This window comes from Roseateles sp. GW821-FHT09B06 (assembly GCF_059418245.1).
Genome location: NZ_JBWKPM010000011.1, coordinates 54,011 through 67,566, shown reverse-complemented (window position 1 = coordinate 67,566; position 13,556 = coordinate 54,011). Strand labels below are relative to the sequence as shown.

At 62.4% G+C, this 13,556-nt stretch carries 9 protein-coding genes; all 9 read left to right on the top strand.

Features of this window, described 5'->3' with window-relative positions; translation table 11 throughout:
- Positions 1-2: 2 nt before the first annotated feature.
- Entirely contained in the window at positions 3-1,463 is a 1,461-nt protein-coding gene (locus tag AC07OQ_RS11875; RefSeq protein WP_495053335.1) for a leucyl aminopeptidase, read from the top strand.
- A 22-nt stretch (positions 1,464-1,485) separates the two neighbouring features.
- Positions 1,486-1,914, top strand: a complete 429-nt coding sequence (locus tag AC07OQ_RS11870) for a DNA polymerase III subunit chi (RefSeq protein WP_495053334.1) — start codon at positions 1,486-1,488, stop codon at positions 1,912-1,914.
- A 58-nt stretch (positions 1,915-1,972) separates the two neighbouring features.
- A complete protein-coding gene (locus tag AC07OQ_RS11865) occupies positions 1,973-2,506 on the top strand; it encodes a hypothetical protein (protein ID WP_495053333.1) in 534 nt (177 codons plus the stop codon).
- Between the two features lie 237 nt (positions 2,507-2,743).
- Positions 2,744-3,886 (top strand): branched-chain amino acid ABC transporter substrate-binding protein, encoded by a 1,143-nt coding sequence (locus AC07OQ_RS11860; protein WP_495053332.1) that lies wholly within the window; start codon positions 2,744-2,746, stop codon positions 3,884-3,886.
- A gap of 509 nt (positions 3,887-4,395) precedes the next feature.
- Positions 4,396-5,784 carry a TIGR03013 family XrtA/PEP-CTERM system glycosyltransferase gene (locus tag AC07OQ_RS11855; RefSeq protein WP_495053331.1) on the top strand — a complete coding sequence of 463 codons (1,389 nt, stop codon included), beginning with the start codon at positions 4,396-4,398 and terminating at the stop codon, positions 5,782-5,784.
- 70 nt (positions 5,785-5,854) lie between these two features.
- On the top strand, positions 5,855-7,969 hold the full coding sequence (gene prsK / locus AC07OQ_RS11850; protein WP_495053330.1) for an XrtA/PEP-CTERM system histidine kinase PrsK: 2,115 nt from the start codon (positions 5,855-5,857) through the stop codon (positions 7,967-7,969).
- Positions 7,966-9,324, top strand: coding sequence for a PEP-CTERM-box response regulator transcription factor (gene prsR / locus AC07OQ_RS11845; RefSeq protein ID WP_495053329.1), 1,359 nt, complete (start codon positions 7,966-7,968; stop codon positions 9,322-9,324). Before prsK ends, prsR begins: the two co-directional genes overlap by 4 nt.
- 36 nt (positions 9,325-9,360) lie before the next feature.
- Entirely contained in the window at positions 9,361-12,123 is a 2,763-nt protein-coding gene (gene prsT, locus AC07OQ_RS11840) for an XrtA/PEP-CTERM system TPR-repeat protein PrsT (RefSeq protein ID WP_495053328.1), read from the top strand.
- Positions 12,124-12,204: 81 nt separating this feature from the next.
- Entirely contained in the window at positions 12,205-13,503 is a 1,299-nt protein-coding gene (locus AC07OQ_RS11835) for a GNAT family N-acetyltransferase (protein WP_495053327.1), read from the top strand.
- The last annotated feature ends 53 nt before the right edge of the window (positions 13,504-13,556 follow it).

Here is a 13,556-nt window from a genome sequence, read left to right as displayed (position 1 = left end):
TTATGGACTTCCGTACTCAGTCTGCCTCCCTGGACGCATTGGCCGGCGTCTCCGCCGATGCGCTGGTTCTGCTGCTGGCCGGCGATGCTGTGCCGACGGACCTGGATGCCACGCTCGCCGCCGCGATCAAGGACGCCATCAAGCTGGGCGACTTCGAGCTGAAGGCGGGCAAGACCCTGGTGCTGCAGCGCGTGGCCGGCGTGAAGGCGCCGCGGCTGGTGCTGGCGGGTGTCGGCAAGCCGACGCTGAAGGCGGCGCGCGCCGCCGTGCAGGCCGGCCTGGGAGCCTTGAAAGGGCGCGGCGCCGCGCATGCCGCGATCGCCTATGCCGGGTTCGAGAGCCTGAGCGAGAGCCTGGTCGAGCAGACCGTGCTGGGCGCCGCCGAGGTGGTCTATGTCTACCGTCACACCAAACCCAGCGCGCCGGCCCCCGCCGCACTGGGCAAGCTGACCCTGCTGGCACCGAAGGACGCGGCCAAGGCCGTCAAGACCGGCCTGGCGCGTGGCGAGGCGATCGCCGCCGGCATCGAGCTGGCCCGCGAGGCGGCCAACCGGCCGCCCAACTACGCCACGCCCAGCTATCTGGGCGAGCAGGTCAAGGCCCTGGGCCGCAGCCATGGCCTGAAGGTCGAGGTGCTGGACCAGAAGGCCGTGGAGAAGCTGGGCATGGGCAGCTTCCTGGCCGTGGCCAAGGGCTCGACCGAGCCGCTGCGCTTCATCGTCGCCCGCTACGAGGGCGCGGCCAAGACGGTGGCGCCGGTGGTGCTGGTGGGCAAGGGCATCACCTTCGATTCGGGCGGCATCTCGCTGAAGCCGGGCGCCGGCATGGACGAGATGAAGTTCGACATGGGCGGCGCGGCCAGCGTGCTGGGCACGCTGCGCGCGGTGGCCGAGCTCAAGCCCAAGCTGAACCTGGTGGCCATCATTGCCGCCTGCGAGAACATGCCGGCCGGCAACGCGGTCAAGCCGGGCGACGTGGTGACCTCGATGTCGGGCCAGACCATCGAGATCCTCAACACCGACGCCGAAGGGCGCCTGATCCTGTGCGACGCGCTGACCTATGCCGAGCGCTTCAAGCCGGCCGTGGTGGTGGATATCGCGACCCTGACCGGCGCCTGCGTGATCGCGCTGGGCGGCGTGCGCAGCGGCATGTACGCCAGCGACGACGAACTGGCCGGCGCGCTGCTGGCGGCCGGCGATGTCTCGCTGGACCCCTGCTGGCGCATGCCGCTGGACGAAGAGTACGACGACGGCCTGAAGAGCAACTTCGCCGACGTCGCCAACGTGGCCGGCCGCGAGGGCGGCTCGATCACCGCCGCCAAGTTCCTGCAGCGCTTCGCCAGCAAGTACCGCTGGGGCCATCTGGACATCGCCGGCACCGCCTGGAAGGGCGGCGGTGCCAAGGGCAGCACGGGCCGTCCGGTGGGCCTGCTGACGCACTTCGTGCTGTCGCAGGCGCATTGAGACGCGGACGACGGGCACGCGCATGACCGAGGTCAGCTTCTACACCGGCGTGCCCGAGCGGCTGGGTTATGTCTGCCGGCTGCTGCGCAAGGCGCAGCTGAGTGGCGCGCGCGTCGCGGTGGTCGGTCCGGCGCCGCTGCTGGACCGGCTGGACCAGGCCTTGTGGGATTTCGAATCCACGGAGTTCGTGCCCCATTTGCGAGTGCGCCCCGGAACGGAATCGGCCGTGCTGCCGCGCACGCCGCTGCTGCTGGCGGAACAGGCCGCGGCGCAGCCGCATCGCGAGGTGCTACTGAACCTGGGCGGCGAGCTGCCGGAGGGCTTCGAGCAGTTCCAGCGGGTGCTGGAGGTGGTGGGCGTCGACCCGGAGCAGGTGGAGGCCGGACGCCGGCGCTTCAAGCAGTACAAGCAGCTCGGGTATGCCGTGAACCATCATGTGGTGTCGGCATGACGAATACCGTGCGCGAGGAGTCACGATGAGCTTGCATCCGCCGCGTGTGGTCCCGACCTTGACCGAGGTGCTGGACGAGACGGTGTTCCGTAGCTCCGGCCCGGCCGTATTGCCGCAGGGGCCGCTTGCCGCCGCGGCGGTGCAGGCGGCGCCGCCGCCCGTGGCGCCGGTCGTCGCGCCGGTCGAGCCCGCATTCGAGGCTTTCGATGCGCCTCCACCGTTGCCACCCTCGGCCGAGGATGACTTCGAACTGGACCTGGACCTGGACCTGGGGCTGGCCGCGGAATCGGCCATGTCGTCCCGGGTTCCCGCGATTGCCCCGGCGCCGGCTGTGCTGGCGGCGCAGCCCGACCAGGCTTTCTTTGAGGCGCTGGAGGCCGCGTTGCGTCAGCGCGCCGGCCAGGCGTTCGATCTGGCGCTGGACGAATGGCTGGAGCAGGAGTTGCGTGAGCGCATCGAGCAGGCCGCCGCGCGCCATGCTCGGGGTTTGCTGCAGGAGCTGCGCGAGTTGCTTGCGCCGCAGATGGAAGCCTTGTTGCGGAAAACCCTGAACGAGGTGCTGCAGCAGGAGCGTGATCGCTTGTTGCGCTAAGGGCGGGAGGGCCCTGTCAACCGGCTGCGCCCGGCGGCGTTGAGCCGCTTGGCCGTCGCCGATTCGGCCGTCAGCGTACGAGGGCGGCAGGGTCTGCCGTCATGCCCCGAAGCCTGCGCCGAGTCTGCATCGAAGCTCACGCTTTCCCCATGGAGACGGCTGGGGATTTGGGGTATGTTCCTTGGGTTGATATCTCAACAGCAAGAGTTCTCCTTCTTCCAACTCGGAGGTTAATACATGCAAGCAAAGTTGAATGTGATCGTGGGTGCGGTGGCTGTGGTGTTGAGCGGCACCGCGATGGCCCAGGATCTGGTGGTCAAGATCGGCCACGTGGGTCCGACCAGCGGTGCCATCGCTCACCTGGGCAAGGACAATGAGTTGGGCGCCCGCATGGCCATCGATGACCTGAACGCCAAGGGCGTCACCATCGGCGGCAAGAAGGCCAAGTTCGAACTGCTGGCCGAAGACGACGCCGGCGATCCGAAGCAGGGCACGGCCGCGGCGCAGAAGCTGGTCGACTCCAAGGTCAACGGCGTGGTGGGCCACCTGAACTCGGGCACCTCGATCCCCGCGTCCAAGGTCTACAGCGATGCCGGCATCCCGCAGATCTCGCCGTCGGCGACCAACCCCAAGTTCACCCGCAACGGCTACAAGACCACCTTCCGCGTGGTGGCCGATGACGTGCATCTGGGCGGCACGCTGGGCAAGTACGCCGTCAAGGAGCTGAAGGGCAAGAACATCGCCGTGATCGACGACCGCACGGCCTACGGCCAGGGCGTGGCCGACGAGTTCGAGAAGGGCGTCAAGGGGGCGGGCGGCAAGGTCGTCGGCCGCGAGTTCACCAACGACAAGGCCACGGACTTCACCGCCATCCTGACCAGCCTGAAGGCCAAGAAGCCGGATGTGGTGTTCTTCGGCGGCATGGACGCGGTGGCCGGCCCGATGCTGCGCCAGATGAAGCAGTTGGGCATCGAGGCCAAGTTCATGGGCGGCGACGGCATCTGCTCGGGCGAGCTGCCCAAGCTGGCCGCCGGCACCATGGGCGACGGCCAGGTGGTGTGCGCCGAGGCCGGTGGCGTCGAGGGCGATGCCAAGAAGTCGACCGATGCCTTCAAGGCCAAGTTCAAGGAAAAGTACAAGGTCGACGTGCAGATTTACGCGCCCTATGTGTACGACGCCGTGAACGTGATGGCCGCCGCGATGGTCAAGGCCGGCTCCGCCGACCCGGCCAAGTACCTGCCGGTGCTGGCCAAGACCGAAGGCTACAAGGGTGTGACCGGCACGATCGCCTTCGACAACAAGGGCGACATCAAGAACGGCGCGCTGACCTTGTTCACCTACAAGGCCGGTGCCCGCGAGCAGATCGCCGTGGTGCGCTAAGCAGGCTTCTCTCCCTTCGCGAAAGCGCCCACTTCGGTGGGCGCTTTTTCTTTGCTGCGGTGATATCGGTTGGCGAAACCAATCGTGGCCGAGAGCCGTGTGCAATACGCACGCGGCGAATGCTTTGAAGATGTCGAGATGACGGGAACTTCGGCTCTACTGTGCTTGTTACAGACTCCTGACGCAGGTCAATCAGGGCGCCTCACGGGAATCCCTATGAATTAGGGGTGCTTGCGCAGCCCCTCCCTGTCGTCAAGATCAAGGGGGCTTCTTCAAGCGTAGAGGACCCTTTAAACGAGGGGCTTTCAAGACCCAGACAGGAGGGCATGATGCGGCCGCACAGCGGGTTTCCATCATTGCCCAGCCTCGCAAGAGGCATCCTGGTGCCGATGTTGCAGTACGGTGCTGGCGCCGAGTCAAAGAGAGTGGACCGACCGCCAATGAGTTCTGGGGCAAGCAAGAAATCCAGCTCGGATGCAGCAATCGGCATTTGAGCAATGCGACTGGGGATGAGCATGGTTCGGATATTCAATCACTATTTGCACAGGCGCACACTGCTACAGATCTTCTTCGATGTGGGTCTGATCATCGTGGCGCTTTTTGCCGTGGTTCTGAGTCAGGGCGAAGGCGCGGGGAAAATCATCCCGTTCGCGGCCTCGCATGGCCTGTCGCTGGCGGGTTGCATGTTCGTGATCAATTCGGCGACCGGCTTCTACCAGCATGTTCACAACCGCTCGATCACCGAGTCATGCGCCCGTGGTCTGCTGGCCCTGCTGATCGCCTTGCCCTTGGCCTATGGCATCTTCAGCCTGTTGCCCGCCAATGCAGATCACCGCGAGTTGCTGACCTTCGCGGCCATGGCGGCCGTCGCCGCGGTACTGGCGCATCGTGTCTATGCGGCTCATTCGGGTGTGCAGGCCCAGGCCAAGACCAAGATCCTGATTTTTGGCTGCGGTCAGATTGCCAAGACCGTCGGCCTGACCCTCAAGGCTGCGGACCCACATGTGCACATCGTGGGCTATTTCGCGGGCCCCAATGAAATCCAGCCCGAAGTGGCTCGCGCCGAATTGGTCGAACCTCAGGGGAGTCTGACCGAGACCGCGCTGCGCCTGGGCGTTGACGAGATCGTGGTGGCCCTGTCGGAGCGCCGTGGTGGAAGCATGCCCTTGCGGCAGCTGCTGGACTGCAAGCTGTATGGCATCCAGGTGGTCGATATCGCGACCTATTTCGAGAAGACGCTGGCGCAGATCAAGATCAGTCACGTCAATGCGGGCTGGCTGATCTTCGGGGATGGTTTCAACCAGGGCGTGCTCCGCACCGCGGTCAAGCGAGGCTTCGATCTGCTGTTCTCCTTCGCCATCCTTTTGGCGGCGGCGCCCATCATGCTGGTCACCGCCCTGGCGGTGGCGCTTGAATCGCGCGGCCCCGTGTTCTATCGGCAGGAGCGTGTCGGCTTGAACGGCCGACAATTCAAGGTGATCAAGTTTCGCAGCATGTGCACCGATGCCGAGAAGGATGGCAAGCCGCGCTGGGCCAGCAAGAATGATGACCGGGTGACCCGGGTCGGTCGCTTCATCCGCCGCGTTCGCATCGACGAGCTGCCGCAGTTGATCAACGTGCTGAAGGGGGAGATGAGCTTGGTCGGCCCCCGTCCGGAGCGGCAGTACTTTGTCGATGAGCTGGTCGCCAAGATCCCGTACTTCGCTGTCCGGCACAGCGTCAAGCCGGGTGTGACGGGTTGGGCGCAGGTTCGCTACGAGTATGGCTCGACCGTGGAAGACTCCGTCGAGAAACTTCAGTACGACCTCTACTACGTCAAGAATCACACGCTGTTCCTCGATCTTCTGATCCTGCTGGAAACCGTGGCGGTGGTGCTGACGGGCAAGGGTGCTCGCTAGGTTCGGCAAATATATGCCGCGGGCGTTCGCGCCGATGGCCGGGGCTGCTTTAGGCATGTTTGAATAGCGAATGCTTCAAAGCAGCATGGATATAGGATTTCTGTCCTACGCGTTCGCGGCAGGCAGCTATCTGATGTTTTTGGCGGACTACATGCTGCGCCAATGGCGCAGTCAAGTCGCACGCACTGCCAGCGCCTGGGCGCTCTTGGGCGCCTTGGTGGCCAGCTTGCTGTGGGTGGGGGCGGGTCTGGCCGTGCAGTATTGGCCGCGTCGCGGCTTCGACGACTTGCTGCTACCGCTCGCCGATGCCCTGCGCTATGGGCTGTGGTTCAGCTTTGCGCTGCTGCTGCTGCCCAGAACCTCGCACAGAGTCGGCCGTCCTGTGCGCCAGCTGATCCTCGTGATGCTCGCCGCGCTGCTGGGCATGATCGGCATGTCGATATTCGCCTATTACGGCCCCTATCCCGAGCCCGATTTCCAGCGGCCCAATGCGTTTTTGATGCTTGCCTTGGCATTGCTCGGCTTGATGCTCGTGGAGCAACTGCTTCGCGGTGTATCGACGGAAGCACGTTGGAGCGTCAAGCCCATCGGCTTGGCATTGAGTTCGCTGTTCATCTTTGACGTCTACGTCTACTCGCAGGCCGCCTTGTTTCGGCAATTCGATGGCGATGCACTGGCCATCCGGCCGGCCGTGCACAGTATCGTGCTCCCATTGCTGTACCTGGCCTCGCGGCGTGATGCCAACTGGCTGACCAAGCTGCATGTTTCTCGCGTGGCCGTCTTCCATTCGGCCACCTTGCTGATTGCCGGCGCCTACCTGTTGCTCATTTCGGCGGTTGGCTACTACGTTCGCTATACAGGCGGCGACTGGGGGCGCGCGCTCCAGATCGCGCTGGTCTTCGTTGCGCTGCTGGCGCTGGCCATCGTGCTGCTGTCCGGTGCGATGCGAGCCAAGCTGAAGGTCTACATCAGCAAGCATTTCTTCCGCTACCGCTACGACTATCGCGAGGAGTGGTTGCGCTTCACCGTCATGCTGAGTTCTCAGAATTCACCGCAGGAACTGGGGAACTCGGTGATCAAGGGCTTGGCCAACTTGGTGGAGAGTCCGGCCGGGGCCTTGTGGCTGAAGCAAGGGGCACATACGGAGTTTCGCCAAGTCGCGGCCTGGAACATGCCCATTCATGGCCAGGCAGAGGATGCCGAAACACCGCTGATGATCTATCTCCGTTCCAAGAGTTGGATCGTGGATCTGGACGAATTGAGGCGGTTCCCCGGCCGTTATTCTGGGTGCGAATTGCCGGCCTGGTCGCTGCGGGATGAGCGCTACTGGCTGTTGCTGCCGCTGGGGACCGGTCCGGAGATGATCGGTTTCGTCGCATTGGCGCGGCCGCGAACGCACTTGGATCTGAACTGGGAGGTACGCGATCTGCTGCGGACGGCCAGCAGCCAGGCGTCCAGCTATCTTGCCTTGATGATGGCGACCGAGGCCTTGCTGGAAGCGCGCAAGTTCGATGCATTCAACCGCATGTCGGCGTTCGTCGTCCATGATCTGAAAAACATCGTGACGCAGTTGTCGATGATGATGAAGAATGCTTATCGTCTGCGCGACAACCCGGAATTCCAGGACGATATGTTGGCGACGGTCGAGAACTCGCTGGCGAAGATGCGCCAGCTGATGCTGCAACTGCGCGAGGGGGAGCGGCCGCAGGGTGTCGCCGGTGGCGTCGATCTCGAGCCCATAGCGAGGCGCTTGGCCGCCGCGGCGAGAAGCAAGGGGCGCGAGTTGGTGCTGCAGGTCGAGGCCGCGGTCAGCACCCGCGGTCATGAGGAGCGTATCGAGCGCGTGTTGGGCCATGTGGTGCAGAACGCGCTCGATGCCACGCCGGAGCAGGGCAAAGTGTGGTTCCATCTGGGAGCCGCCGGTAGCTATGCGCGCGTCGAGGTGGGCGATACGGGCTGCGGCATGTCGGAGGAGTTCATCAGGACCAGGCTCTTCAAGCCGTTCCAGTCGACCAAGACCAGCGGCATGGGCATTGGTGCCTACGAGAGTTTCCAGTATTTGAACGAACTAGGGGGACAGATCAAAGTGGACAGCGAACTGAATCGAGGAACCCGGATCACCATTCTGCTGCCGTTGTTCCATGCATCCCCGGTCTCGGATCTTGACATGCTGGGCGTCAAGTGAGCAGCAGTTCCCCGCCGCTACTGATCGTCGAGGACGACCTGGCGTTGCAGAAGCAGATCAAGTGGTCGCTCGACCGCTTCGAGTCTGTGCTTGCCGACGATGTGCCTTCGGCTCTGGCGCAGTTCCGCCGTCACGGCCCCGCGGTCGTGACCATGGATTTGGGGTTGCCGCCGGACCAGGATTCGGTGTCGGAGGGCTTCAAGCTTCTGGAGCAGTTGCTGGAGCAGGATCCGGCCGTCAAGGTCATTGTGCTGACCGGCCAGAACGACCAAGCCAATGCTCTGCGGGCAATCCGGCTGGGGGCCTATGATTTCCTGGCCAAGCCCATCGATCCGGATGTCCTCAGCCTGACCGTCGAACGCGCTTATCGCCTTTACGACTTGCAGCAGCAGAATCGTCGCTTGCAGTCGCTGGTCACGGGCGAGGGCATCGGTGGCCTGATCACGCGCGACGAGCGCATGCTGAAGATCTGCCGCACCATCGAGAAGGTCGCATCCAGCGATGCCACCGTACTGCTGCTGGGGGAGAGCGGAACCGGCAAGGAACTGCTTGCACAAGGACTGCACGACGCTTCGAAGCGCAAAGGGCGTTTTGTCGCGATCAATTGTGCTGCGATTCCCGAGAACCTTCTGGAGAGCGAGCTCTTCGGCTACGAGAAGGGGGCGTTCACCGGGGCGACGAAGACGACCGTCGGCAAGATCGAGACAGCGAATGGCGGCACCTTGATGCTGGACGAGATTGGTGATCTGCCCTTGTCCCTGCAGGGAAAGCTGCTGCGCTTCCTGCAGCAGCGGTCCATCGAGCGACTGGGCGGTCGGCAAGAGATCCCGGTCGATGTGCGCATCGTCGGCGCCACGCATCAGAATCTTCGCAAGCTGATCGGCGACGGATTGTTTCGCGAGGATCTCTACTATCGACTGGCGGAGATCGTTGTGGACATCCCGCCGTTGCGCGAGCGCAGCGGCGATGCGGTGTTGTTGTCGCATTTCTTCCTGAGACGATATGCCACCGAGCAGCGTCGCTCCCAACTGAGCATTGGCGAGGAGGCAGCGCGGGTGATCGAGGCGCATGCCTGGCCCGGCAATGTGCGCGAACTTCAGAATCTGATGAAGCGTATGTCGATCATGGTCGACGCTGACCGTATCGGCTGTGATGATTTGGGCCTGCCGCGGGGCGATGCAGCCGAGCGGGAGCCGCCACCGATCGATCTGCGGACCGTGCGCGAGCGCGCCGAGAGGCAGGCCGTGGTCACGGCGTTGGCACACACCGACGGCAACATCGTGAAGGCAGCGGAACTGCTCGGCGTCAGCCGGCCCACGCTGTACGACCTGATGGCGCGATTGCAGATCAAATAGGTATAAGAAAAGGGCAGGGTGAGCAACTTGAGGCACGTGAGCAAGGCGATTAAATGGGGCAGTCTGACCTTGGTGCTTGCTTTGGCAGGCTGCCTGGGCGAGTCGCCCGAGGCGTTGATGGCGTCGGCCAAGAGTCATATTGAGAAGAAGGATCGCAAGGCAGCCCTTATCCAGCTGAAAAATGCATTGCAGAAGAATCCCTCGCTGGCCGAGGCGCGCTATCTGCTGGGGACGGTGCTGCTCGAAGGCGGGGACGCCGTGGGGGCGACGGTGGAGCTGAGCAAGGCGGAGGAATTGGGTTACTCACCCGACCTTGTCGCGCCCGCCCTTGGTCGGGCGCTGCTTGCCCAGCAGTCGTTCGACAAACTGATTGCGCGCTATGGGAAAACGGAACTGAAGGCGCCTGCAGCAGTTGCAGATCTCCAGGTGGCCTTGGGGGCCGCCTATGCCGCCAATGGAAATTTCGGTGCGGCCACGGCCGCAGTTCAGGCAGCACTCCAAGCGATCCCCAATCACATTGACGCGCAGTTGCTGTCGGTGCGGGTGTTGGCTGCCAGCCGGGACTTGGCTGGGGCGAACGCGGCTTTGCAGCGGGTGCTCGACCAGTCTCCCAAGAATTCCAGCGCGCTGCAGCTGAAGGGCGACCTCTTGATGGCTGAGCCGCAAGGGGCCGACAAGGCTCGCGTCGCCTATGAGCAAGCCATTGAGTTGGATCGCAACAATCTGGCGGCCTACGGTGGCCTGATGCCCATCCTGATTCATGGCCGCGAGTTGAAGGCGGCTGGGGATTTGCTGGCCCGTTTGGAGAAGGTGGCGCCCAACCATACGCGAACGCGTTTCTTCAAGGGCTGGTTGGCGCTGGAAACAAATGATCTGGCACTCGCCTCAGAGCAGACGCAGGCCTTGTTGAAGTTCATGCCGGACAACGCCGATGTGTTGTATCTAGCCGGTTCGATTGAGATGCGGCGCAATGCCCTGACGCTGGCGGAAGATCACCTTGCCAAGGCCTTGAGCATCGCACCGAGCATGGCTGCGGTGCGTCTGCAGATGACGCAGGTGCAATTGCGGCGTGGGGATTCGGTGAAGGCGCTCGCGACGCTCCAGCCATTGCTGAGTCTTCCGACCCCACCGACCCAGGCCCTCGTGTTTGCCGCCGAGGCTCAACTCATGGCCGGCGAGTCTGACAAGGCCGAACAGCTGTTTGCACGCGCCGCCAAACAGGATCCGTCCAATGTCACGAGTCGCATTGCGCTCGCCCTAGCACAAATTGGCAAGGGGCAAGTCGATGCCGGAGTCGGTGCATTGAGGGAGGTCGCTGCTTCGGAAAAGGGCATTGCCGCCGATATGGCATTGGTTGGCGTGCTGTGGCGACGTAACCGGATCGACGAAGCGGTCGCGGCCCTGGATGCGTTGGAAAAGAAGCAGCCGGGCCAGGTCAATGTGGCCAGTCTGCGAGGCCGGGTCGAACTGTCCAGAGGCAAGCGCGATGCGGCGCGAGAGGCTTTCGAGGCCGCATTGAAGATCACCCCCACCCATCTTCCCGCGGTGCTGAGCCTTGTGTCGATGGATATCCAGGACAAACATGCCGATCAGGCACGCCGGCGCCTCGACAAGCTGTTGGAAGTTGAACCCAATAACGCGCGTGCCCAATTGGCTCTGGTCCGCATGAGTGCAACGGCGGGGGCTGGTTATGACGACCTGGTGAAGCAGGTGTCGAAAGCCATCAAGAGCGCGCCCAATGAGCGCGAGGCGCGTGCCATGCTGATCCGGCTTCATCTGTCCAAGCCTGATGTCAAACAAGCTCTGCTGTCTGCTCAGGAAGCCAATGCCGCGATTGCGGACGACGCCGAGTTGCTTCAGCTGTTGGGGCAGGCTCAGCAGGCGAGTGGCGATCTGAATCAGGCCATCAGCACTTATTCCAAACTGATTGCCAAGCGGCCGGAATTGCCGCAGCCCTATATGCTCCTGGCGGACGCCTACGCACGGAGCAGGAACGACGCGCAGGTGCTGCAAACCTATAGGCGGGCCATCGCTGCGGTACCCGACCATATGCCAAGCTATCAAGCCCTGGTTGCCTTGGAAATGGCGGCCGGACGGCACAAGCAGGCTCTGGAAATCGCGCGCATGGCGCAGTCTCGGCAGACGAGTGATTTCACGGGCTATATGCTGGAGGGAGACATCGCTCTTGCCCAAAAGAACTTGTCGGGCGCCGCGGCCGTCTTCAAACAGGGGCTTGATCGGACCGGCGCTCCGGGGCTGGCCATCCGTCTGCATCGAACGCTCGTGGCCATGGGCAAGCGTGACGAGGCCACGGCCCTGGAAAAGCAAAGGCTGCAGCGTGTGCCGAACGATGCGTTCTTCATTACCTACCTGGCTGATCTCGCCACTGCCCAAGGGCAACTGGATGTTGCGGAGCGGTACTACCGGCGATTGCTGGAGATGGATCAGAACAATGGTGCGGCGTTGAACAATCTGGCCTGGATGCTCTACCGCCAGAAGAGAGAGGGTGCACTGGAACTGGCCGAGCGTGCCAATAAAGCTGTGCCGAACAGGCCGGAATTCATGGATACCTTGGCTGAAATCCATGCGGGCCAGGGTCGATTGAACGAAGCGATCGATTTGCAGAAGAAGTCGATTGCCTTGGCGCCCGAATACCACTTGCATCGCCTGCATCTCGCGAAATTTCTTGTCGCGGCAGGCAGGAAATCGGAGGCGAAGGAGGAGTTGGATCGCTTAGCAAAGCTTGGCGATAAATTCGCACAGCAGGCCGACGTTAAGAAACTGTCAATGTCACTTTGAGCGTGACTTGTTGTCGAACTGTTGAATTGCTGCTGTTGAGCAAGGGGGCATGGCTGGGCGGGCGTACATAGGGGGCAGACCATGAAAAAGATTCGTCGATCAAGTTTGCGTAAAAGACTCCATCAGGGATTGCGTCGCCTGTTTGGCTATCTGCCGACCGATGCACGGTTCGCAGTCTACCGACACATGATCGATTGCGATCCAGAGCCAGATTCGCGCCTGGTGCTGGAGATCGCGAAGACCAAAGAAGACCTGGAAGCGTGTTTCCGAATATTGCACGATGCCTATGTGGCAAGTGGCTTCATGAAGCCGGACCCATCGGGCATGCGCATCACCATCTATCACGCATTGCCGACCACGACGACCTTGTGCGCCAAGTATGAGGGTAAGGTGGTCGGCACCATGTCGATGGTGCGGGAGGGGGTGTTCGGTTTCCCGCTGCAGCAGATTTTCGACCTCGAGCCGGTACGGGCTCAGGCGGGAAACATCGCTGAGATCTCGGCGCTGGCCGTGCACCCGGACTTTCGGAAGACGGGCGGAGCGATCCTGTTTCCGTTAATGAAGTTCATGTATGAATACTGCACGGAGTTTTTCGATACGCGCCATTTGGTCATCGCGGTCAATCCGGAGAAAATCGAACTCTACGAGTCCCTCTTGTTTTTCAGGCGCCTGCGTGAGCGGCCGGTGGATCACTATGACTTTGCCAATGGTGCGCCGGCCGTTGGGGCCAGTTTGGACCTGGGAGTTGCGCCGGAGGTCTTCCGCGAGATCTACGGGCGTCGTCGTCCGCGAAAAAATCTCTACAAATACTTTGTTGGATTACGCCTGCAGAATATTCGCTTTCCGAAGCGGAGGTATTTCACGACCAATGATCCAGTGATGACGCCGGTGCTGCTCGATCACTTTTTCAACAAATGCAGCGACACCTTCGCAAGACTCGATGACAGGCGCAAGGCTTTGCTGTGGTCCATCTATCAACTGACGGAGTACCGTTGGGTTTTACCAATGCTCGGCAGCAATGCGACAGGAGATCACCCTTTGCGACGGCACCAGCGCTATTCGTTGCGTTGCCCTGGACAAGTCCGATTCCAATTGGAAGGCAGCGATCGGGTCTTTATGCTGACTGTCGTTGAGGTATCACTATCTGGTTTTCAAGCCGAGTCGAAACTGGATCTTCCCCTGGACATTGATGGCGAGGCCGTCATTGATTTGGGCGAAGGGGAGCGTTCGTTGATCCACGTGAAGGCCGTGCGCAAGAAGCAAAGCGAGTCCAGCGAGTTCTTCGGCTTCAAGCTGGATGAGCCAGACGCTGCCTGGCGGCGCTGTGTGGCAGCGCTCGAGGTGGGGCATACGTCGGACGACCTATTGCAATGCGCGTGAGAAGACGTACCAGCTTGCTGACGTCCCGGGGGACTTCAGCTTGATGAAGATCG

Excerpts from the sequence above, each read along its gene's own strand:
- AC07OQ_RS11875 (WP_495053335.1), top strand. The coding sequence starts at position 3 with ATGGACTTCCGTACTCAGTCTGCCTCCCTGGACGCATTGGCCGGCGTC.
- AC07OQ_RS11870 (WP_495053334.1), top strand. The coding sequence starts at position 1,486 with ATGACCGAGGTCAGCTTCTACACCGGCGTGCCCGAGCGGCTGGGTTAT.
- AC07OQ_RS11860 (WP_495053332.1), top strand. The coding sequence starts at position 2,744 with ATGCAAGCAAAGTTGAATGTGATCGTGGGTGCGGTGGCTGTGGTGTTG.
- AC07OQ_RS11855 (WP_495053331.1), top strand. The coding sequence starts at position 4,396 with ATGAGCATGGTTCGGATATTCAATCACTATTTGCACAGGCGCACACTG.
- prsK (WP_495053330.1), top strand. The coding sequence starts at position 5,855 with ATGCTTCAAAGCAGCATGGATATAGGATTTCTGTCCTACGCGTTCGCG.
- AC07OQ_RS11835 (WP_495053327.1), top strand. The coding sequence starts at position 12,205 with ATGAAAAAGATTCGTCGATCAAGTTTGCGTAAAAGACTCCATCAGGGA.